Here is a 21,183-nt window from a genome sequence, read left to right as displayed (position 1 = left end):
AATAAAGAACTATGGATATCCAACGTACCATCCTGTGGGTTGTGTTCTCGCTGTCCCTGCTGCTGCTGTGGGACAACTGGATGCGCTATAACGGCAAACAGTCGATGTTCTTCCCGAATGCGACGCAGCAGGCGGACAAGCCGGCTGCGGCAGGCGGCACTCCCGCCGCGAAGTCGGACGTGCCGCAACCGACGGCGACCGCGCAGGCGCCGGCCGCCATTCCGGGCGCCACTACGCCGGTCAAGAGCGAGATCATCACCATCACGACCGACGTGGTCAAGGCGGATATCGACACGGTCGGCGGCGAGCTCAAGCGCCTCGAACTGCTCAAGCACAAGGACACCGTCGACCAGACCAAGAACATGGTGCTGTTCGACTCGACGGCCGGCCACACCTACGTGGCGCAGACCGGCCTCATCGGCGGCAATTTCCCGAACCACAAGTCGGGCTTCGTCGCTAAGCCGGGTCCGCGCACGCTGGACGGCAAGGACGAGCTGCAACTGGTGCTGGAATCCGAGCAGGGCGGCGTCAAGCTGGTGAAGACCTACACCTTCCGCAAGGGCGATTACACCATCGGCGTCAAGCATGATGTGGTGAACAACAGCGGCGCACCGATCGCTCCTTCCGTCTACATGCAGCTCCTGCGCGACGGCAGCAAGCCGGCGGGTGAATCGCAGTTCTACAGCACCTTCACCGGCCCGGTCGTGTACACCGACGGCGAGAAGTACCAGAAGATGGAGTTCGAAGACATCGAGAAGGGCAAGACCAAGCACGCGACCAAGTCGGACAATGGCTGGGTGGCGCTGGTGCAGCACTACTTCGTATCGGCGCTGGTGCCGGCGCAGAACGCGCAGCGCGAGATCTATTCGAAGAAGGTCGACAACAACCTGTACGCCATCGGTTCGATCCTGCCGGTCGGCACCGTGGCGCCGGGCGCAACCGCATCGCTGGACGCGAAGCTGTACTCCGGCCCGCAGGAAACCGACCGCCTTGAAAAGCTGGCGCCCGGCCTGGAACTGGTGAAGGACTACGGCTGGCTGACGCTCCTCGCCAAGCCGATCTTCTGGCTGATGGACCAGATCCACAAGGTACTGGGCAACTGGGGCTGGACCATTATCGTGCTGACTATCATGATCAAGCTGGCCTTCTTCCCGCTGTCCGCCGCATCCTACCGCAGCATGGCGAAGATGAAGACTGTGACGCCGAAGATGACGTCGATCCGCGAGCGTTACAAGAACGATCCGCAGAAGATGAACCAGGCGCTGATGGAGCTGTACAAGACCGAGAAGATCAACCCGCTCGGCGGCTGCCTGCCGATCGTGGTGCAGATCCCGGTGTTCATCGCGCTGTACTGGGTGCTGCTGGCGTCCGTCGAGATGCGCAACGCGCCGTGGCTCGGCTGGATCCACGACCTTGCCTCGCCGGACCCGTTCTACATCCTGCCGCTGGTGATGGCCGCGTCGATGTTCATCCAGACCAAGCTGAACCCGACCCCGCCGGATCCAATCCAGGCGAAAGTGATGATGTTCATGCCGATCATTTTCTCGGTAATGTTCTTCTTCTTCCCGGCCGGCCTCGTGCTGTACTGGGTGGTGAACAACATCCTGTCGATCGCCCAGCAGTGGGTGATCACGAAGAAGATCGAGAGCGGGCAGCCGGCCTGATCGATTGGATGACCGAAGAAGCCCGTGCGATGCGCGGGCTTTTTTGTTTGCGGTAAAAGGCATTGTTGCGTATGCACGCGGCCTTGGCGTTTGATCGTTTGCTTTCCGTTCCCCGTCATTCCCGCGCAGGCGGGAATGACGGGGGAAATGCAATGACGGTTTCACTTTATCCCCCTGCCAGCAAACATCATCGATGTTGCAATTGCGTCCCTACCAATTCTTTTCATTTGATCAGTCCCTTGCCCCAACTCTAGAATCACCCCATGAACTTCGACTCTTCCCCCATCGCCGCCATCGCCACCGCACCCGGTCGCGGGGGCATCGGCGTCGTCCGCGTCTCCGGCAAGAACATCGCGCCCGTCATGCAAGCCCTCTGCGGCACGGCGGAGCTCAAGCCGCGCTACGCGACCTATCTGCCCTTCCAGAATGCCGACGGCACAGCCATCGACCAGGGCATTGCCATCTACTTCAAGGCGCCGCATTCGTACACGGGCGAGGACGTGCTCGAACTGCAAGGACACGGCGGCCCCGTGGTGATGCAGATGCTGCTGTCGCGCTGCCTGGAAGCGGGCAAGGATATCGGCCTGCGCGTGGCGCAGCCGGGCGAGTTCACGCATCGCGCCTTCCTGAATGACAAGCTCGACCTGGCACAGGCCGAGGCAGTGGCGGACCTGATCGAGGCGTCGACGGAAGCGGCGGCGAAATCGGCATCCGCCTCCTTGTCGGGCGTGTTCTCCAAGACCATCCACGAACTGGTCGACCAGGTGATCCACTTGCGCATGCTCGTGGAGGCGACGCTGGATTTCCCGGAAGAGGAAATCGACTTTCTCGAAAAATCCGACGCGCGCGGCCAGCTGGAGCGAATCCGCGCGTCGCTGAAAGAAGTGTTCGAGCAGGCATCGCAGGGCGCGCTGCTGCGCGAGGGACTGAACGTGGTGCTGGCGGGGCAGCCGAACGTTGGAAAATCCTCGCTGCTGAATGCGCTTGCTGGTTCGGAAGTCGCGATCGTCACGCCGATTGCCGGCACCACCCGCGACAAGGTGACCGAGACTATCCAGATGGAAGGCATCCCGCTGCACATCATCGATACGGCGGGCATCCGCGACGCCGGCGACGAGGTGGAACGCATCGGCATCGAGCGCACCTGGGGCGAAGTGAACAAGGCGGACGTGATCGTGCACCTGCTGGACGCGAGCCGCGGACCGACACGCGGCGATGAAGAGATCGTGGATCGCTTGCCGGATAACGTGCCTGTGCTACGGGTGTGGAACAAGATTGACTTGTCCGGCCACAAGCCGGCAGTGGACCGCATGCCGGATGCCACGCATGTTTACCTGTCGGCGACCGACCGACGCGGCATCGACCTGTTGCGGACGGAATTGCTGCGCGTGGCCGGCTGGCAGCAGACAGGCGAGTCCCGCTTCCTGGCGCGCGAGCGTCATTTGCTGGCGCTGAAGGCGGCGCGCGACCACCTCGACGTCGCGGCGGAACACGTCGCGAAGAACAACCAGACCAGCGACCATGCGCTCGACCTGTTTGCGGAAGAATTACGAATCGCGCAGGAGCGTTTGAACAGCATCACCGGAGAATTCACGCCGGATGACCTGCTTGGCGTAATTTTCAACCGTTTTTGCATTGGAAAATGACGAATATTCGGTGCGTGTTCGATAAACGCACTTTTGTTTTTAGTTAAAGCCGTGTAGTATTCGGCCACCAAATAAAGAAATCCGATACCAGGATGATCGAAGGAGACACGGAAGCCCGCTCGGCGAAAGCCCTGCGGGCTTTTTACCGGCCGCTGTTATCAGCTTTATGAATGATTGTCATCACCAGAATAAAGCGGTGGGATTTGTTGCGGAGCAGTATGATTCCTCCTGTCTCCTCCAACTCTTCTTGAATTGGATTCGCCCGCTACCGAAAGGTCAGCGGGCTTTTTTTTTGCCCGTTGTCCGGGTGCCCGCCGGTTGCGCCCAAGCAGACCGCACACCGTGTGCCCTTGAGCGGCCACAAGATACCAAAATGACAAGGGCGATATACCTGTAGTTACTTGACCTACAGGAGCCCGATTGATGACTACCCCCCTCCCGGATTTCGACGTACTGGTGGCGTTGTACCGCCACGATCCTGCTGCGCTGGAGGACTTCCGGCGCCATATGCTGCGCGAGGCAGTCGACGAGGCCCCCCTGCGGCATCGCCCTTCCCTGGAAAGGCTACTGGATCAGATCGAGACCGCCCGCGCGAGTGCGGCAACCCCGATGGATGCCGCGCTGATTGCGTTCCGCATGATGCAGGATTCGGTGGCGCGTCTTCAGGACAACTGGACGCAGGCGCTGGAAGCCGCCGCCGGATTGCACGCGGCACTGATCATCGAGCGATTGCGTAACAATAGCTCGCTCCGCGCGGCATGAGGTGGACGCCCTAACCACTGCCTTGCGTTTAATCAAGGGAAAATTTCCCTTGTGAATCATGGATATAGGGCTGCTTATCCCCAGTTGTCCACAACCTTGTCCACGCCGAATGTGGGCAACTGCGATTCTGTCGCGGAGGGAAAGTCGAGGTTGAATGCCGCCTCTTCTTCCGGACTCATCGCGTGGACAAGAAAGACGCTGCCCGCGGCTGCGGAGACGGAGTGCCCGCAATGCGGACAGGTGATGGTGCCTCTGAATTCGGCGGTATGCCCGCCGAATTCATTAACCTGGAAAGGGCGGCGGCAACTGGAATGGATACAACGTTGGAAACGCATGGGCTTGCAGAAGTACGTGCGGGCGACGGATGCCGGCACGTATTCTAGGGTTGCCGCGAGGGCAGCGGTACCTGTCCGCCGTACAAATGCCCGCCCGTTTGCGCATCATCAAACAGCGCCTGTTTGCGTGTTGCAACGCCGCTACTCCGCACCGAACCTAGCCTTACGGCACACCCGCAAGGAGGCGATGCGCCAAGGCAATTGCCTGTTCAAGTGCCTGCTCCGGGCTGTCGGAGGGTGCATCCGCCGTGTGCTGTTGGTCTTCGCTCGCGGCACCGTGCTGGTGGCTGATCATCACCACGCCGCGGAATTTTCCACCTGCTTCTTCCTGGATATCGGCCTGTGCAACCCAGTCCGCCTTGGTGTATTTGATGGCTGCCATCATCGCCTCCTTCGCTTGAGCAGTTAGGACTATGCTCACTGGAAGATGTTCGCCGAGCAGCCTGCATTGATTTTCATCAACGAAGAAATTTTCTTGAAAATCATATGCTTAACCAACGTTATCCTCACTTGTCCACAGATTTGGACACAGGAAATGTGGGTAAGCTAGAAAAACGCGCCCACCGCCCAGAGGATAAGGCCGATGCTGACGGCGGCCGAGGCGGCGATGCACAGGAAAGCGCGGAGACGATTGCGGTTGAGGGCCATGGCCGTGGTCAGGCGGGCGAGGGCAGCTTGAGCACGGCTTGTTCGAGCGTGCGCAGCAGCGTCGTGGGGTTGTAGGGCTTCACGATGTAACCGGCGGCGCCGCCCTGCATCGCTTCGGTGACCGATGCCCGGTCGTTGTTGCCGGTCACCATGAGCACGACGGCCTGCGGCAGTTTTTCCTTCACCTGCCTGAGCACGTCGATGCCATTCGGCGTCGGCATGTTGATGTCGAGGCAGATGATGTTGGGCTTGAGGCGCTCCGCCAGTTCCAGGCCGAGCCGTCCGTTGCCGGCCTCGCCGACGACGCGATAGCGTTCGCTGGCAAGGATGTGCCGCAGCATGGAGCGGCTGACGTCGTTGTCATCGATGATGAGGACACTGACATTGGCAGGATTGGGCATGGCGTTCCCCTGGTGGCTGTCGCGTTATGCTGCCGATTGCTGCACGGCGGCGCTACCGACCTGTTGATCCTGCTGCGCGATCGCACGGAAGGTCCCTTCGATATGCAGGAAGGCGTGCAGGACGTCGGGATCGAAATGGCTTGCACCTTCCCGCATGAGACGCACGGCTTCTTCGTGACTGCAGCCCGTCTCGCGCGAGACCAGCGCATCGTATGCGCCGACCACCGCCGTCAGCCGTGCAGCCAATCCGATGTTTTCGTCCGCGAATATGCGCGAAAAGCGCGGATGTTCGCGCAGCCGTTCACCCAATGCCTGAGTGTAGGCCTGCATGCGGCCAGCGAGGGCGCCGCTGTCGCGCTGCTCCGGGCGTGCTTCCGTTTCCTCGCTCCGCAGCAGCTGGCGCGCGCGCTGCAGCTGGAGCTGAGTCGCCACGCGCGCAAGCACGATAGGCGGGCTGATGGGTTTCATGATGTAGTCAGCGGCGCCAAGGGAGAGGCCGAATTCTTCATCCTCGGGCCGCGTGCGCGAGGTCAGGAAAATGACCGGGATGTCGGAGGTCTGCGGATCCGCCTTCAGGCGGCGGCAGGTCTCGTGGCCATCCATTTCCGGCATCATCACGTCGAGCAGGATGAGATCGGGGGCGGGCGCGGCATGGGCAATCTGCAGCGCCTTCACGCCGTTGGTCGCGATCTTGAGCTTGTACTTGTCCTTGAGCAGCGCCGACAGCAGGGTGATGTTGTCCGGCGTGTCGTCGACCAGCAGGATCGTCGGTTTCTGTGCGAATGCGAACAGGTTGCCCATCTCGTCTCCTAGTCGACACGGAAGCCGGCAGCCTCTGCGCCGGTGCGCAGGGCAACCAGTGCCGCATCAAAATCGTAAAGCGTGACCGCACGCTCGATGTCGCTCCAGCTGCGCGCGTCGAGCGCCGCCGCGAGCAACCCGGCCGACTGGTCAAAGGCGTCCACTGCATCGCCGTCGCTTTCGCGCAGCAGAGCGCCGATACGCTGGATGGCTGCCTGCGCTTCCGCACGATCGTAAGCGTCGTTCTCGATTCGCGCAACCAGGGGTTCCGTGCCGGGGAGCACCTTCCCGATCGCGACGAACAGCGCGCTCAGCAGGGCATCGAGTTCGTCGAGTAATGGATGCAAGTCGCTGTCGGGCGCGCCGTTCCGCATGCACTTTTCCAGGTGGGATGCGAGTTCGCGCACCTCGACGGCGCCCAGCAGGGCCGCTACCCCCTTGAGCGAATGGGCATGGCGTTCGGCCAGTTCACGGTCCTGCCGCAGCGCGCTGCGAATGTCGGCCGCCGCATCGCAATGGCTGTCGCGGAAGCGCGTCAGCATCTGCAGGAAGAATTCACGGTTGCCGAGCGTGCGGGACAATCCGTCCTCGACGTCGATGCCGTCGATCACCAGTTCGGCATCCTCATGGGCGGAAGGCTGAGCATCCTGTCCTTCGTCGCTCACCACGCATTGCGGGCACCACCGGCTGATGGCCGCATACAGTTCGGAGGGATTGATCGGCTTGGCAAGGTGGCCGTTCATCCCGGCGGCGAAGCAGCGTTCGCGCTCCTCGACCAGCGCATGGGCCGTCATTGCCAGGATCGGCAGGCGGGCGAAGCGGGCGTCGGCGCGGATGCGGCGAGTCGCTTCGTGACCATCCATTTCCGGCATCTGCACGTCCATGAAGACGAGCCCGTAACGGCGTGGGCCGCCAATCATCAGGCGGTCGAGCGCGACACGGCCGTTGGCGGCCACTTCCACGCGGATGCCGGCCGCCTGCAGGAGTTCGATGGCGATCTGCTGGTTGATTTCGTTGTCCTCGACCAGCAGCACATTGAGGTCGCGGAAGCGCGGCATGCGCTCCGGCACGCCGCCGGCAGCGATGCGCGTGCGCGGCGCGAACATTTCGACCAACGTGTCGACCAGGCTGGACGTATTGACCGGCTTGAGCAGGAAACCGTCTGCCTTCATGTGCTCGACGCGCTGACGGGCCTCTTCCCGGCCGTGCGCGGTGAGCAGGATCATGCGCGGCGGCGCACCGAGCGTATCGTCGTGCTTGACGGCGGTGATGAGGTCGAGCCCGTCCATGCCGGGCATGTCGAAGTCCGTGAACACCGCGGAATACGGCGCACTGGCATCCGCGCTGCAAATCATGTGAAGCGCCTCGCCGGCATTGCGGGCAATGTCAACGCTGACGGGCAGCGCAGCGAGGCTTTCGGCCAGCACGGTGCGCGCCGCCGGGTGGTCGTCCACCACCAGCACCCGCAGTCCTTCGATGCCCTGTGGCGGCTGGCAGTGCCTTTCCAGCGCGTCCGCCAGACCGAACCAGGCGGTGAAGCGGATCGTGGTGCCCACGCCGGCTTCGCTCTCCAGCCAGATGGTGCCGCCCATCAGCTCCACCAGGCGCTTGGAGATCGAGAGGCCGAGTCCGGTGCCACCGTACTTGCGCGTGGTCGATTCGTCGGCCTGGCTGAAGGCGCGGAACAGCTTGCCGGTCTGCTCGGCCGACATGCCGATGCCGGTGTCGCGCACGACGAACTGCAACTGGATCTTGTCGGCGCTCGTGTCGAGCCGGCGGCACGCGACGAAGACTTCGCCTTCATCGGTGAACTTGATGGCGTTGTTGATCAAATTGATCAGCACCTGGCCGAGACGCAATGGATCGCCAACCAGCCCGCGCGGGATATCGAACGGGAACTGGAACAGGTATTCCAGCCGTTTCTCGTGGGCACGGGCACCGGTCACGGTCGCGACATTGTTGAGCACGTCGTCGAGATTGAAACTGACGTGCTCCATGTCGAGCTTGCCGGCCTCGATCTTCGAAAAGTCGAGGATGTCATTGATCACGCCCAGCAGAGAGAGGCCGGCGCTGCGGATCTTTTCGACGTAGTCGCGCTGCTTGGGATCAAGCCCGGTGCGCAGGGCAAGGTGCGCCATGCCGATGATGGCGTTCATCGGCGTGCGGATTTCGTGGCTCATGTTGGCCAGGAACATCGACTTGGCGCGGGTGGTTTCCTCGGCGTGGCGGCGGGCGAGTTCGGCTTCCTTCAGCTCGGCCTGGATCTGCAGGGTTTCGAGGCGGATGCGTTCCGCCATGCTGTGCTTGAGACTGTCCTCGAGGCGCTTGCGCTCGGTCACGTCGGTCACGAAGGACAGTGTCGCCGGTTTGCCTTCCCACTCGATCATCACCGCCGACAGCTGCACCCAGATCACCGCCTTGGTTTGCGCGTTGATGATGCGGAACTGGTAGTACTGCTCGACCTGTTCGCCGCGCAGTCGGCGCATGTGGTGGTCGACCACGAGCGGCCGGTCGTCGGGATGGATGGACGCTGAGAAGGGCAGCTCGAACAGCTCTTCCTGCGTGTAACCGGTCAGCTGCACCAGGCGCGGATTGCAGAAAACGATATGGCCGCCCTGCACGACCAGGATGCATTCGGTGGCGTTGTCGACCACCTGGCGATGGTGCTCTTCGGACTTGTTGAGGTCGATCTCGAGCTGGCGGCGCTTGGTGATGTCCATGACCACCCATACCGTGCCGCGGGAGAGGTCCTGCGGATTGACCGCGCGCCCGGACAGGTAGGCCCAGAACAGGGTGCCGTCCGCGCGCCGCATCTGCAGTTCGGCCTCGAAGGAGGCGCCGCGACGCACCGCGTCAGCCACCGCTGCTCCCGTTTTCAAATAGTCCTCGCGCGACGGGTAGTACGGCTCCAGCGATTTTCCGATCGGATCCATGCGCCCGACGCGGAAGATCTGGAACAGCGCGCTGTTGGCCCAGTTGATGCGGCCGGCAGCGTTCAGGAAGATCATGCCGACGATGGAGTTCTCGAGGATGGTTTCCCGCTCCGCCAGCGTCTGCTTGAGCTTGTCCTCGAGCGCCTTGCGTTCGGTGATGTCGTTGACGAAAGCCAATGCGGCGGGGCGGCCTTCCCATTCGATGGTGACGGCGGCGACTTCGATCCAGACGGTGGTGCCGGAAATTGCATTGACGACGCGGAACGCAGTCTTCTGCTCGACCGCTTCGCCGCGCATGCGGCGCGCGTAACGGTCCAGCACCATGGGGCGGTCGTCCGGATGCACGTCATGTCCGAGCGACTGGCCGATCAGCTGGTCGTGCGCATAGCCGGTCATCTGCAGCACGCGCGCATTGGCGAACACGATCCGGCCATCCTGCATCACGAGGATGCCCTCGGTGGCGTTGTCGACCACCTGGCGGTGGTGCTCTTCGGATTTCACCAGCGCATCCTGCTGCCGCCTGCGCTCGCTCTGGTCGGAAAGGAAGGCGAGCATCGCCGGCTTGCCTTCCCAATCGATGCGCACTGCGCTCGACTCGACCCACAGCACTTCACCGTCGCGGCGCACGACGCGGAATTGCGCATAGCGTGAACTTGCCGGCACGTCGCCCATGCGGCGCTGGTAACGCTGCATGACCTCGGCGAGGTCGTCGGGATGAATCAGGGAGGTGAAGGGGATCTGCAGCAGTTCGTCGAGTGCATAACCCGACAGTGCGGCGGTGCGCGGATTGCAATAGATGAGGTGGTTGCCTTGCACCACGACGATCGCTTCGCTGACGTTTTCCACCACGTTGCGGTAGAGGTCCTGCGACCGGCGCAACGCGGATTCTTCAGCTGCCTTGCGGGCGTCGATATCGGTGAAGGTGACGACCATGCGGCGCAAGCCGTCGGCGACCGTGATCAGCTGGAAGCTGACCAGCGCGGTCAGCAGGCTGCCGTCAACGCGGCGTACGCGCCATTCGTCAGGCAGGCGCGGGCGTTCGGAAAAGAGTTCTGCGATGAAGCGATGACCGTAGGCCGCGACCTCGGGCGGCGCGGCGAGGGTCCAGGGACGTCCGACGATCTCGTCCGGCGCGAAACCGAGCATGCGCGAAAAGGCGGGATTGACGCGAAGGAAGATGCCCTTTTCGTCAAGAAAGCAGACGCCGATGCCGGTCGCGTTGAAGCCGGCACTCAGCAGTTCGTAGTCATCGTGCGCAGATGGGTTTGTATGTGGCCTTGCCGTCATCGTGCCGCTCGTTGGTGGTCCCCTCACCGATAGCAAGGGCAGGCCAATCGCGCGGCGCGCTAACGTGTCTCCTTGTTATCAGGAAACACAATATCAGATTCATGCCGGGCTGGCAGCACTGCCGGCCCTACTGTGTCGTAAATGACCACTCCCGATTGACCGGCACGCCATCAACGGTTCCGACGAATTGCACATCGTAGGTCGTCCCCGGCGACAGCACGCCCAGTGGAATGATGGAGGCCGCGGAAGGAGGCGTGAGCGGATCGGCGGCGCCTGCCACGGACGCACGGTTCTGCAGCAATTGCACCTGGAGCGCACTGCCGCCGCGCGGACGGATGCTGAAGGACTGGACGTCAATGGTCGATGTGATATCGGCATGGATGCTGACCGGGTAACCGACTTCATTACGCGACGGCACCGGATCCGGCACTTCATGGTCGCTGAAGAAATTGCGCGGCACCCGCTGCTGGCCGGCGAAGGGATAGACGATGTACCTGCCCGCGCCCAACCCGCCGTCGAGGCGGTCGGCGACGAAGTTGGTGGTGAAATACGTGGATCCGTTGCGCACCGTCGCGGCGCCGGCGCCGACCTGCAGGAATACCGGGTCAAGGATCACGAAGCGGTGGTAGATGGCGGCGATCAGGTCTTCGGCCGCGTTGACGCCCGAGGTATCCGACGTGGCGGAAAGCACTTCGCCATAGGCGTAGGCGGAACGGAACTGGTAGCCGGCGGCGGCCAGCCGGTCGCCGACGGTGACTCCGGTAAAGCCCTGCGCGCCCGGCGTCTGCTCGTGCGTGATGACGTTGTGGATCTTCTGGTATTCGGAATGCAGCTGGGCGGCGGTATCGGCCATGGGAGCGCGCACCAGGGTGCGGACGCCTGCCTGTGACCTGCGGTAGTTGAACCAGGCCACGCCGTCGTTTGCCGTATTGCCGGTGGCGACGGGCGCGCCGGGCTCGTTCACGGCGGTTGCATTCTGCGTCGTGACGCCGCCACCGTTGCTGTCGCCGCCACCGCCACAGGCGGCAAGGGCGAGCGAGGCGAGGAGGGCAAGCAAAGCCGAGCGGGAGAATCGCTCCATGGATATTCCTTTAAGCAAAGAAGCGCACAGTCCTGTCTGAACCGTAGGCGCAAAAGCCGGTTTAGACGCCAACTTTTACATAAGGTTGCAAAGCTGCACCTGGCGTCAATGGGGGAAAAGTATCCTGACTTTCAAACCGGCACCTTGCGCGCCGTCCAATAATTCGATTTTCGCGCCATGCATGGCAGCGATATCGCGCACGATGGTCAGGCCCAGCCCGCTTCCAGCGGTGTTGACCGCTTGCGCGGAGGTGGCGCGGTAGAAGGGTGCAAACACGCGCTCGCGCTCGGCTTCGGGGATGCCGGGGCCGCTGTCTTCCACTTCCAGCATCGGCACATCCACCTTGAACACGCGCATGGCGACTTTGCCGCCGCGCGGCGTGTAGCGGATCGCGTTGTCGATCAGGTTGGCCAGCATTTCGTGCAGCAGCAGCGCGTGACCGCGCACCTGTACCTCGCGCTGCCCCTCGAAAGACAGGTCGATGTCCTTTTTGACCGCCTCCACCGCCAGTTCCAGGCCAACCTGCCGGACCAGGTCGCTCAGCGACAGCGTTTGCAGTTCTCCCTCGGCCGCGCCGTGCTCGGCACGGGCGAGCGATAGCAGGCGGTTGGCCAGGTGCACCGTGGCGTCGGTGGTCGCGCCGATGCCGTGCACGATTTCGCGCATCGCCCTGGGATCATGCTCGCGCTGTGCCAGCTCGGCCTGGGTCTTGAGCACGGTGAGCGGCGTACGCAACTGGTGCGAGGCGTCGGCGATAAAACGGCGTTGCCCGGCAATCAATGTCTGCAGGCGCGCCATGTAGCCGTTCATGGCGGCCACCAGCGGGCGCACTTCCTTGTGCACGAGCGCGGGATTGAAGTCGGACAGGTCGGTCGGCTTGCGCGCTTCCACGTCATCGGCCAGCCGCTTCAGCGGACGCAACGCAAAGCGCACCGCAAACCAGACGAGCACGGCGGCGGCCAGCACCAGCAGCGCCTCGCGCAGCAGCGTATCGAAGAGGATCTTGCGCGCCAGGTCGCGTCGCGCCTCCAGCGATTCGCCGACCTGGATCAGGGCAATGCCGCGAATCGTATCGTCGTACACCGGCTGATAGAGCGCGGCAATGCGCACCGGCTCGCCGCGATACACGGCATGATAGAAGTAGACCAGCGCGGGGTAGGCCTGCGAGCGTTGCACATTCTTCGGCAAGGGCGGCAGGTCGTCGTAGCCGGACACGAAATCGCCGTGGATACCGGTAACCTTGTAGTAGATCCGCCCGAGCGTGTCCGTCTCGAAACTGTCCAGCGCCACGTAGGGCACGTCCGCCACCACCTTGCCGTCGACAATGGAGACGCGCTCCGACAGCGCGCGGGTGGAGGCGAGCAGCGAACGGTCGTAGGCGAGGTCGGCAGCTTCGATCGAGGCGTGATACACGGTGACGGCGTCGATCGCGACCAGGATGGCGAGTGGAAAGATCATCCACGCCAGCAACTGGCCGCGCAGGCTGCCGATCCGCAATGCGTTCACTGCGGTTTTTCTTCCAGCAGGTATCCGAGGCCGCGCAGCGTGGTGATGGCAACGCGGCCGGGTTCGGCGCGTTCGAGTTTCTTGCGCAGACGATGGATGTAGATCTCGATCGCGTCGAGGTTGGCGTCGTCGTCGAGCGCAAACACTTCGTCGAACAGTTTCTCTTTCGGCACGGCGCGGCCGGCGCGCGTGATCAGGACTTCGAGCACGGAATGTTCGCGCGGCGTCAGCGCGAGCGGCGTGCCGCCGTAGGTGAACATGCGCGAGACGGTGTCGAAGGAAAGCGCACCGCAGTTCAGCACCACGGCTTCATTGCCCTGCGAGCGGCGCAGGAGCGCCTTGACGCGCGCTTCGAGTTCGACCAGTTCGAAGGGCTTGGCCAGGTAATCGTCGGCGCCGAGGTTGAGGCCCTGCACGCGTTCGTTCAGTCCGCCGCGCGCAGTCAGCACCAGTACAGGCGTCTTGCTGCCGCGGGCGCGCATGCGCTTGAGCACTTCCAGTCCGTCCATCTTCGGCAGGGTGAGGTCGAGGATCACCAGCGCGTATTCCTGCGTGTGGAGCAGCGCATCGGCGTCCGCGCCATTCATCGCGCATTCGACCGTCAGGCGCGCGTCCTGCAGCGCCTTGCTGATCCAGCGCGAGAGTTCGGCGTGGTCTTCGACCAGGAGGATTCGCATATTGAAAGCAGACTGAAAGCTTGGGCAGAGTAGTGTGGAATGTTGCGCCGCTCCTCAAGCCTGCATGACGTGCGGAACGGCGTTACCCATCATACTCAACTTCAACCTGTTTGCAAAAGCGGCGCTGTTTGTCGCGCTGCCGAATATCGGCAAGAATGACGTCATCCGGCATGACAAAAGAGATGCAAAATGACAATTCGCGCATGGCTCCTCCCATTGGCGTTACTGCTTGCCGCCCAGGCAGGCGCAGAGCCCGCGCGTCCGCCGGAATGCATCGTCCCCGCCAAGCCCGGCGGTGGCATGGACCTGACCTGCAAGCTGGCGCGCAAGGGACTGGAGCCGGTAGCCAAGCTGGCGCAAGTCAACCCTGCGCTGCGCATCAGCTACCTGCCCGGCGGCATCGGAGCCGTCGCGTGGAATTCGGTGCTGTCGCAACGGCGCGCGGAACCGGACACCCTGGTCGTTTTTTCCGGTGGCTCGCTGCTCAACCTGGCGCAGGGCAAATACGGCAAGGTGTCGGCATCGGATGTGCGCTGGGTGGCGGCGCTGGGCACGGACTACGGCATGATCGCGGTGCGCGAGGATTCGCCGTACAAGACGCTGCGCGACCTGCTGGAAGCGATCAAGCGCAATCCGTCCGGCATTTCCATTGGCGCCGGCGGCACGGTCGGCAGCCAGGACTGGTTGAAGGTTTCCATCCTCGCCAAGCAGGCCGGCGGCGATGCGAAGTCGCTGCGCTTCGTGGCCTTCGAGGGCGGCGGGGAATCGTTTACCGCGCTGCTTGCCGGCTATGTGCAGGCCGTGTCCGGCGATGCGTCGGAGGCGGCCCTGCATGCGGCCAGCGGCAAGATCCGCGTGCTCGCGGTGATGGCGGACAAGCGGCTGCCCGGCCCGCTTTCCCATGTGCCGACGGCGCGCGAGCAGGGCTTCGACCTGACCTGGCCGATCATCCGTGGCGTGTACATGGGGCCGAACGTGCCGGACAAGGATTACCGCAAATGGGTGGCTGCCTTCGAGAAGATGATGGCGCAACCCGCTTTCGAACAACTGCGCGCGGCGCACGGCCTGTATCCGTTTTCGATGACGGGCGATGCGCTGACCGCTTACGTGAACCATACCGTGGACGACTACGGCAAGCGGGCGAAGGAACTGGGACTCGTCCGCTGACCTATCCCTTGCCCGGCCGGTAGCATCAGAGATCATGCCTTTCCTCACGCGCGCGAACGCGCCGCCTTTCCTGCTTTCCCTGGCCATCGGTTTCATCGCCGCGCTTGCCTGTGACTGGCTCGACACGCCATTGCCGTGGATGATCGGCCCGCTGTTCGGCTCGGCCATTGCGCGCATGGCCGGCGCGCAACTTTACAACCCGGTGCAGGTGCGCGAGGCGGGACAGTGGGCGATCGGCACGGCGCTCGGGCTGTACTTCACGCCGGCGGTGCTGGGAGTGCTCCTGTCCTATCTCGGTTACATCGTCGCCGGCGTCGGGTTTGCCATGCTGCTCGGCGTGTTCTGCGGCTGGCTGCTGCACAAGCTGTCGGGGGTCGAGAAGACGACGGCATTCTTTGCGATGGCCGTGGGTGGCGCGTCGGAAATGGCAAGCCAGGGAGAGCGCCACGGCGCAAAAGTGGACAGGGTCGCGGCGGCGCATAGCCTGCGCATCATGATGGTGGTGGCCATCATTCCCTTCCTGTTCAAGTTTGCCGGCGTGCAGGGCAGCGACGTGTATGCGCCGGGAGCACGTGTCGTGCATTATCCGGGACTCCTGCTGCTGATCCTGCTGACGAGCGCCGGCGCCCTGCTGCTCAAGCGCATCCGTTCGCCGAACGCATGGGTGATCGGGCCGCTGGCGGTCGCGATCGGCCTGACCTCGACGGGCATCAACCTGTCCGCCCTGCCGGAGTGGATGGTGCACCTCGGGCAGCTGTTCATCGGCATTTCGCTGGGCACGCGCTTCACGCCGGAATTCCTGCACACGGCGCCGCGTTACCTGGCAAGCGTGGCGGTCTGCGCACTGGTGGCCATGGGGATTGCGGCCTGCTTCGCCTTCGGGCTGTCGGCCGTGAGCGGCATTCATCCGGCGACCGCGATCCTTGCAACTTCGCCGGGCGGTATTGCGGAAATGAGCCTGACTGCGAAGACGCTGCAGCTCGGCGTGCCCATCGTCACCGCTTTCCATGTGACGCGCATGGCGGCGCTGGTGCTGACCATCGGCCCGCTGTTCCGCCTCGCGCGGAACTGGGAGCGTCGCCGGCGGGGATAAAAAAAAGGAGTGACGCCTTTAAGGCATCACTCCGAACCCCAGGAGACAGCCGGGGTGAAAGACGCTGGCAAACGTCCCCGGCTGGCACCGATGCGCATCGTATGTGATGCCTGTCTGTCAATCCAATGCTGTGTATGCATCGCCTCATGCAGGCCATGCATAACGGAACGAGCGTTCGCCTCAGTAGCCCACGGTGAAACGCTTGCGTGCGTGCGCGGGACGCTCCAGTTCATCCACCATGGCCACCGCGTAATCCTCGACGGAAATGCGGCTGTCGCCCTGCTCATTGACCAGCAGCTGGTCGGCGCCGAGGCGGAACTTGCCGGTGCGCTCGCCGGGGGCGATCACCGCGGACGGGCTCAGCAGGGTCCAGTTCAGGTGAGGCTCTTCGCGCAGCAGCTTCAGCGCTTCGCGCGCGCCCTCGGCAGTCGGACGGTACATGTCGGGGAATCCGGGCGTGTCGAGCAGTTGCACGCCGGGTGCGACTTCGAGGCTGCCCGCGCCTCCGACGACCAGCAGCCGCTGCACGTCGGCATCCTTCACCGCGCCGATGATGGATCGAATGCCCTTGACGTAGTAACCGTGGACATCGCCCTGCGCATGGCCGCTGAAGGCGCTGATGACGGCATCGTGCCCCTTGAGCTGGGCCGCAAGCCTGGCCTGGTCGAGCACGTCAGCGCCCGCCTTCGTCAGACCGGCCGCCGTGGCAAGCTTTTCAGGATGGGCGACGAGTGCCGTGACCTCATGGCCGCGGGAGAGGACTTCCTTCAGGATGGCCGAGCCGATGAAGCCGGTGGCGCCAATGAGCGCGATACGCATGGTGTGGACTCCGTGTTGTTTGAATGCATGCACATCATCGCGAAATACATTGATTCGATAAACAGGCAAGTCAATAATTGATTGTTATCCAGATCAATACAATCAGCCATGTCCCTTCTCAACCAGATCGATCTCAACAGCCTGGTGGTCTTCGATGCCGTCGTCGAGGCCGGCGGCTTCACGGCAGCGGCGGAACGCCTTGGCGTAGCGAAGGCAAAAGTCAGCATCCAGGTCGGCCGGCTGGAAGAAAAGCTCGGCACGACACTGTTCCTGCGCACCACGCGCAAGGTCAGCCTGACCGATGCCGGGCGCAGGCTGCACGACGAATGCAAGCCGCTGCTGGCCGGCATTCAGGAGGCGATTGACCAGGTCGGGCACGAGCAGGGCGAATTGACCGGCACGTTGCGGCTGACCACCAGTGTCGACCATGCGGTGCAATCGCTGGCGCAGGCCGCCGCGGAATTCGCGGCGCGTCATCCCGCGCTGCAGGTCGACCTGCGCACCGGCGACCGCGTGGTCGACCTGGTGGAGGAAGGCATCGACCTGGCGATCCGGCTTGGCTGGCTCCGCGACTCCTCGTTGCGCGCGGTCAAGCTGGGCGAGTTCGACCAGTACGTGGTGGCATCGCCAGACTACCTGCAGCGCGCAGGCAAACCGAAGCGCGTCGAGGATCTGGCGCAGCATGAGTGGGTGGCGCTCATGCTGCTGCCAACGCCCTTCACCTGGAAATTTGCCCGCCGCGGCGAGACGCACACGCTACAGGTAAAGTCCCGCCTGCGCGTGGACTCTCCCGGCGCGCTGCGCGCCATGCTGCGGCAAGGCGCCGGCATTTCGGTACTGGACGCCTACAGCGTGCGGGATGATTTAGAGGCAGGCGCGCTGGTGCGGCTGCTGCCCGACTGGTCGCTGCCACGCGGCGGCATTCATGCCGTTTATCCGCAGGGCCGGCATGTGCCGCCGCGCGTACGGCAGTTCATCGATTTCTACAAGAATTGGCTGACACCTAGCTGAACGACAGGCGCGCATGCGTCCACGGATCGGGCGTCGTGCGACGCGCCCCGAACATGCCGGCCGCCGACACCTTCAGCCGGTCCAGCGAGAACTGGCGCAAGTGCTGGAAGATGCTCTGGTTGATGTCCATCGTGGCCTGCATGACCAGCATGTCGACTTCACGCCGGGGCCCACCTTCCTGCACCTCGGCCCGGACGCGGGCGGGTCGTGCGCGCGCCGCCTGCTCGTTCATTGCGCAGCGGAAGGCGTCTTCCAGCGTCACCTGACTGGCCTCCCGCGCGAGCAGCCAGCAACGCGGCTGGTCCGGATGCCGCCGCAGCAGCTCCTCGCGGCAGAGCATCGCGCACAGCCTGAGCAATTCCTTCGCGGGCCTGCCAGTGTGTTTTTCAAGGTGTGCGATGTCGACGGATCGCGGCGCGCAAGAGACGAAGCGTCCGAGCACTTCCGTGATCAGGCACAGCCGGTCGTAAAGCACACCGCTGCCGAGGATGGCCTGTTCGATCGTGCTCATGCCGCTTCACCCAAGAGTTCAGCCGCGTCGCGATAGCCCGTCAGTCGCTGCATGTCGGTGAGATTCAGCACGGTCGGCAGCGACGGATCCTTCAAGCAGGCAAACAGTTGCGCCACATCGAGCGCCTGGATGAGCAGGCGCCCTTCGTTGGCCTGGATGACCTGCTTGACGAGCAGGCCGTCGGCGTTGGCGGCGAACGGCGTCGGGACGATCTGCGCGGCGTGGAACTCGGGCACGCCATGCAGTTCGTCGACCAGCAGGCCGATGTCCTGGCCGTTGTGGCGCACCACGACCACCTGGCTGGCGCTGCCGATCTCCGATGCCTTGCCCCGCATCAGGTGGCGCAGGTCGAACACCCAGACGAAGCTGCTGGACTCGCCGACGCGCTGTTGCGCGAGCACGCCGATGCGTTCCTCCCTGCCGCCCATCGATACCGGCGAGATTTCCGAAGCGGGCAAGGCTTCAAGCACCGCGTCGGCCGGCATCGCAAACAGCATGCCGTCGATGAAGAAGCTTGCGTACTCGCGCCCACCTTCGGCGCCGATGCCGCTCTCGATGACGGCGTCCGCAGGCCGTGCGCTGCCCTGCTCGCGCACCTCGCCGAACAGGTTGTAGACGACCGCAATCACGTCTTCCCGGTAGCCGTCAGCCACCTTGAATTCACGGTAGCCGTTGGAGGCCGTACAGCCCATGATGGCGTAATGGCCGTCGTGCAGCACGATGCGCGAAGCGCTGCTGCCGTTGTCGAGTTTGAGCAGCGCCGGATCGATGTCCAGTTGCCCTCCCACGGGCCGGCACGGATCAGTGCTGGAAATGATGCGTCCGCCCCGGTCGATGAAGAGGGCGCTGACATTCTCCTTCTCGCCCAGCGCACCGCGCAGCATGGCGTTGAACTCCGGCTCGGCGTCGAACACGATGCCGATGCCGCCAACGACCGTCGCTTCGCTGTCGGGGTCACGAATGGCGGCGTGGTACACATAGGTGGGACGGTTGCCGTAGAGCGGGGTCGGCGCGAATGGCGTCACATGGTATTGCTGCTCGTTGCGCAGCGCCCGCACGCCCGCCAGCGTGGCCGGGTCGATCCGGGTACCGACCACGGACACGCCATTCTCCAGCGGATTGGTACTGGCGATAATGCGTCCGTCCGCGTCATACACGAAGATGCGGGTATAGACGGTGTACAGCCGATTGATGTAATCGAGGATGGCGGTGACGCCTTCCATGGTTTCGAAGTCCTTTTCGTCGGCGGCCAGCGCGCTGCGCAGCTCCGGCGTCAGCGCCCACCAGCGGCAGTCGTCCGAGCGCTCGTAGAGGTTGCGGTCGAGGAGGTCGACCAGCAGATGCGTGACGAATTCAGAGTCACGCAGGCTGGATGCGAGCACGGTCTCGTAAAGGTCGCGGATCGACTGCGAAAAGAGCTCGTTGCTGCGATTGCCCGTTTCGCTGATCTGGTCGAGGATGGTTTTCAGCTTGAGCAGCTCGCCGCGCTGGCCGGCGGTCATCACCTGGCCGTTCCAGACGACGCGACGAATGGTGTCGGCGGCGGTCATGATGTCGTACAGCGGCGGGCAGAACGAGCGCGCATGGGAGAGCAGTCCATCCGCGACGTGCCCGTCGAGTGCCGACAGGGCGTCGGTGCTGCCACCGCGGAAGGCGACGTCGACGGGAATCATGACCTGCCCCTGCCATCCCGGCGGCCCCATGTAACCCTGGTAGCCCTCAGCGACAAAAGTGCGCACGAGGTATTCGCGGCCGCCGTAGACCATCAGGCGCGCGCTGGCATCCCGGTTGACCGGCACGATGGCGCCGGGTGGAATCCAGCGCTCGTCGGCGCTGGCGATGACGCGGTTCTCGCCGTCGAGCAGCAGCATGTTCGACCGCTCTTCGGCGTCGCGGTGCGAGCGGAAGATGCCGGCCATCTCCTCCTCGAAATGGAAGCACAGGCACAGCACGCCGACGGGCGATCCTGTGTCGGGGTGCAGCATGCGCCGCGAGTAGACCAGCGCTTGCTTTTTCGCAGGGCGCAGGTCGGTGGCGCGGAAGGTTTCTACATAGGTGCTCGACGCCAGCGTCTCGGCCAGCAGCGGGTCGGTGCTGCCTTCAAGCGGCGTGGCCTCGTCGATCTGCACCAGCACGTTGCCCTGCGTGTCGAGCAGGATGATTTCATCGTAGACGGTGTATTTGCTACGGTAGGCGCGCAGGCGCAGGCGGACGGCATCGGCGTCGTCGTGCATGCCGGCGACAAAGGCGCACAGCTCGCGATCGGTGGCGAGGAAGCCGACGTCAGCGGTGCGTTCGTACAGGTTGCGCACCACGATATCGATTACGTACTGCGCCTTGGTGCCGATTTCGTCGAGGACATTGCCGACCTTCTCGCGCACGAGGCTGCTGACGAGCTCCTGCTCGAGCCGGTTGAATCCGGCGCGCGTCGCGGCCATCGTGGGGAGGATGGTCTTGGCTTCGACCGGGCAGTTCATCTTGGCGGAGGCCTCGATCATGCGCCACATCAGGTTCAGTTCGCGCAGCGATTGTTCGCAGCGCACCACGTCGCGCATGTAGGGCAGGAAGGTATCGATGGCCCAAGGGGCAGTGTCGCGCATGGGTGCTGTCCTCGATAAAGGTGGGCAGAGCGTCGCTGACCGGGTAGGACAGTGACGAGAAGGCACAAAATAGTGCGATGCAACAACATTGCAAGTTGCAGGCCAACGAGAGAAAAGGTGCCGAGAGCGTTTGTTCATTTCGCCCTGCAGCATTTCCGCTCGCCGGTTTTTTCCGTGAATTCAAGCCCTTGGGAGAGTCACTGCCGCCTAACCGCTTGTCGAGGAAGCGAAAAGGAATAAG

17 protein-coding genes are annotated in these 21,183 nt (G+C 63.5%); 6 read left to right on the top strand and 11 right to left on the bottom strand.

Annotated elements, in window-relative coordinates:
* Positions 1–11 precede the first annotated feature (11 nt).
* The 3 genes from yidC (at position 12) to ACNOHI_RS15460 (ending at position 4,072) form a co-directional block, all read left to right on the top strand.
* Positions 12–1,664 carry a membrane protein insertase YidC gene (gene yidC, locus ACNOHI_RS15470; RefSeq protein WP_420475575.1) on the top strand — a complete coding sequence of 551 codons (1,653 nt, stop codon included), beginning with the start codon at positions 12–14 and terminating at the stop codon, positions 1,662–1,664.
* A 263-nt stretch (positions 1,665–1,927) separates the two neighbouring features.
* Positions 1,928–3,310 (top strand): tRNA uridine-5-carboxymethylaminomethyl(34) synthesis GTPase MnmE, encoded by a 1,383-nt coding sequence (gene mnmE, locus ACNOHI_RS15465; RefSeq protein WP_420475574.1) that lies wholly within the window; start codon positions 1,928–1,930, stop codon positions 3,308–3,310.
* A gap of 423 nt (positions 3,311–3,733) precedes the next feature.
* On the top strand, positions 3,734–4,072 hold the full coding sequence (locus ACNOHI_RS15460) for a DUF3135 domain-containing protein (RefSeq protein ID WP_420475573.1): 339 nt from the start codon (positions 3,734–3,736) through the stop codon (positions 4,070–4,072).
* Between the two features lie 74 nt (positions 4,073–4,146).
* Here the strand turns inward: ACNOHI_RS15460 and ACNOHI_RS15455 are convergent, their stop codons facing one another.
* The 8 genes from ACNOHI_RS15455 to ACNOHI_RS15420 form a co-directional block, all read right to left on the bottom strand.
* On the bottom strand, positions 4,147–4,407 hold the full coding sequence (locus ACNOHI_RS15455; RefSeq protein ID WP_420475572.1) for a hypothetical protein: 261 nt from the start codon (positions 4,405–4,407) through the stop codon (positions 4,147–4,149).
* A gap of 163 nt (positions 4,408–4,570) precedes the next feature.
* A complete protein-coding gene (locus ACNOHI_RS15450; protein WP_420475571.1) occupies positions 4,571–4,789 on the bottom strand; it encodes a hypothetical protein in 219 nt (72 codons plus the stop codon).
* 274 nt (positions 4,790–5,063) lie between these two features.
* Positions 5,064–5,456, bottom strand: a complete 393-nt coding sequence (locus ACNOHI_RS15445) for a response regulator transcription factor (RefSeq protein ID WP_420475570.1) — start codon at positions 5,454–5,456, stop codon at positions 5,064–5,066.
* A gap of 24 nt (positions 5,457–5,480) precedes the next feature.
* Positions 5,481–6,257, bottom strand: coding sequence for a response regulator (locus ACNOHI_RS15440; protein WP_420475569.1), 777 nt, complete (start codon positions 6,255–6,257; stop codon positions 5,481–5,483).
* Positions 6,258–6,265: 8 nt separating this feature from the next.
* Positions 6,266–10,477: a PAS domain S-box protein gene (locus ACNOHI_RS15435; protein WP_420475568.1), complete on the bottom strand. Its 4,212-nt coding sequence runs from the start codon at positions 10,475–10,477 to the stop codon at positions 6,266–6,268.
* A gap of 127 nt (positions 10,478–10,604) precedes the next feature.
* Positions 10,605–11,558: a CAP domain-containing protein gene (locus tag ACNOHI_RS15430; protein WP_420475567.1), complete on the bottom strand. Its 954-nt coding sequence runs from the start codon at positions 11,556–11,558 to the stop codon at positions 10,605–10,607.
* Positions 11,559–11,663: 105 nt separating this feature from the next.
* Positions 11,664–13,016: a sensor histidine kinase gene (locus tag ACNOHI_RS15425; RefSeq protein WP_420475789.1), complete on the bottom strand. Its 1,353-nt coding sequence runs from the start codon at positions 13,014–13,016 to the stop codon at positions 11,664–11,666.
* Positions 13,017–13,060: 44 nt separating this feature from the next.
* Entirely contained in the window at positions 13,061–13,741 is a 681-nt protein-coding gene (locus tag ACNOHI_RS15420; protein WP_420475566.1) for a response regulator, read from the bottom strand.
* Between the two features lie 189 nt (positions 13,742–13,930).
* Between ACNOHI_RS15420 and ACNOHI_RS15415 the strand changes: the two genes are divergently transcribed.
* Both ACNOHI_RS15415 and ACNOHI_RS15410 read left to right on the top strand, forming a co-directional pair.
* Positions 13,931–14,908: a tripartite tricarboxylate transporter substrate binding protein gene (locus tag ACNOHI_RS15415; RefSeq protein ID WP_420475565.1), complete on the top strand. Its 978-nt coding sequence runs from the start codon at positions 13,931–13,933 to the stop codon at positions 14,906–14,908.
* Between the two features lie 34 nt (positions 14,909–14,942).
* Positions 14,943–16,001 carry an AbrB family transcriptional regulator gene (locus tag ACNOHI_RS15410; RefSeq protein WP_420475564.1) on the top strand — a complete coding sequence of 353 codons (1,059 nt, stop codon included), beginning with the start codon at positions 14,943–14,945 and terminating at the stop codon, positions 15,999–16,001.
* A gap of 180 nt (positions 16,002–16,181) precedes the next feature.
* Here the strand turns inward: ACNOHI_RS15410 and ACNOHI_RS15405 are convergent, their stop codons facing one another.
* Entirely contained in the window at positions 16,182–16,820 is a 639-nt protein-coding gene (locus tag ACNOHI_RS15405; RefSeq protein ID WP_420475563.1) for an NAD(P)-dependent oxidoreductase, read from the bottom strand.
* Positions 16,821–16,928: 108 nt separating this feature from the next.
* Between ACNOHI_RS15405 and ACNOHI_RS15400 the strand changes: the two genes are divergently transcribed.
* Positions 16,929–17,831 (top strand): LysR family transcriptional regulator, encoded by a 903-nt coding sequence (locus ACNOHI_RS15400; RefSeq protein WP_420475562.1) that lies wholly within the window; start codon positions 16,929–16,931, stop codon positions 17,829–17,831.
* Here the strand turns inward: ACNOHI_RS15400 and ACNOHI_RS15395 are convergent.
* Entirely contained in the window at positions 17,824–18,342 is a 519-nt protein-coding gene (locus ACNOHI_RS15395) for a hypothetical protein (RefSeq protein WP_420475561.1), read from the bottom strand. The genes ACNOHI_RS15400 and ACNOHI_RS15395 overlap by 8 nt on opposite strands.
* The gene (locus ACNOHI_RS15390) at positions 18,339–20,942 is read right to left on the bottom strand and encodes a chemotaxis protein CheW (RefSeq protein WP_420475560.1); all 2,604 of its coding nucleotides are present in this window, start codon (positions 20,940–20,942) and stop codon (positions 18,339–18,341) included. The genes ACNOHI_RS15395 and ACNOHI_RS15390 overlap by 4 nt, the downstream gene beginning before the upstream one ends.
* Positions 20,943–21,183: the final 241 nt, after the last annotated feature.

Origin of the sequence: Noviherbaspirillum sp. ST9, assembly GCF_048799745.1 — a bacterium.
GTDB lineage: Bacteria > Pseudomonadota > Gammaproteobacteria > Burkholderiales > Burkholderiaceae_D > Noviherbaspirillum.
Note: the sequence above shows the minus strand (reverse complement) of the source record. Positions and strands in the feature narration are given on the sequence as shown.

What these genes read in the sequence shown, in the direction of transcription:
- yidC (WP_420475575.1), top strand. Translation starts at nt 12, where the DNA reads ATGGATATCCAACGTACCATCCTGTGGGTTGTGTTCTCGCTGTCCCTG.
- mnmE (WP_420475574.1), top strand. Translation starts at nt 1,928, where the DNA reads ATGAACTTCGACTCTTCCCCCATCGCCGCCATCGCCACCGCACCCGGT.
- ACNOHI_RS15460 (WP_420475573.1), top strand. Translation starts at nt 3,734, where the DNA reads ATGACTACCCCCCTCCCGGATTTCGACGTACTGGTGGCGTTGTACCGC.
- ACNOHI_RS15455 (WP_420475572.1), bottom strand. Translation starts at nt 4,407, where the DNA reads ATGCGTTTCCAACGTTGTATCCATTCCAGTTGCCGCCGCCCTTTCCAG.
- ACNOHI_RS15450 (WP_420475571.1), bottom strand. Translation starts at nt 4,789, where the DNA reads ATGGCAGCCATCAAATACACCAAGGCGGACTGGGTTGCACAGGCCGAT.
- ACNOHI_RS15445 (WP_420475570.1), bottom strand. Translation starts at nt 5,456, where the DNA reads ATGCCCAATCCTGCCAATGTCAGTGTCCTCATCATCGATGACAACGAC.
- ACNOHI_RS15440 (WP_420475569.1), bottom strand. Translation starts at nt 6,257, where the DNA reads ATGGGCAACCTGTTCGCATTCGCACAGAAACCGACGATCCTGCTGGTC.
- ACNOHI_RS15435 (WP_420475568.1), bottom strand. Translation starts at nt 10,477, where the DNA reads ATGACGGCAAGGCCACATACAAACCCATCTGCGCACGATGACTACGAA.
- ACNOHI_RS15430 (WP_420475567.1), bottom strand. Translation starts at nt 11,558, where the DNA reads ATGGAGCGATTCTCCCGCTCGGCTTTGCTTGCCCTCCTCGCCTCGCTC.
- ACNOHI_RS15425 (WP_420475789.1), bottom strand. Translation starts at nt 13,016, where the DNA reads ATGATCTTTCCACTCGCCATCCTGGTCGCGATCGACGCCGTCACCGTG.
- ACNOHI_RS15420 (WP_420475566.1), bottom strand. Translation starts at nt 13,741, where the DNA reads ATGCGAATCCTCCTGGTCGAAGACCACGCCGAACTCTCGCGCTGGATC.
- ACNOHI_RS15415 (WP_420475565.1), top strand. Translation starts at nt 13,931, where the DNA reads ATGACAATTCGCGCATGGCTCCTCCCATTGGCGTTACTGCTTGCCGCC.
- ACNOHI_RS15410 (WP_420475564.1), top strand. Translation starts at nt 14,943, where the DNA reads ATGCCTTTCCTCACGCGCGCGAACGCGCCGCCTTTCCTGCTTTCCCTG.
- ACNOHI_RS15405 (WP_420475563.1), bottom strand. Translation starts at nt 16,820, where the DNA reads ATGCGTATCGCGCTCATTGGCGCCACCGGCTTCATCGGCTCGGCCATC.
- ACNOHI_RS15400 (WP_420475562.1), top strand. Translation starts at nt 16,929, where the DNA reads ATGTCCCTTCTCAACCAGATCGATCTCAACAGCCTGGTGGTCTTCGAT.
- ACNOHI_RS15395 (WP_420475561.1), bottom strand. Translation starts at nt 18,342, where the DNA reads ATGAGCACGATCGAACAGGCCATCCTCGGCAGCGGTGTGCTTTACGAC.
- ACNOHI_RS15390 (WP_420475560.1), bottom strand. Translation starts at nt 20,942, where the DNA reads ATGCGCGACACTGCCCCTTGGGCCATCGATACCTTCCTGCCCTACATG.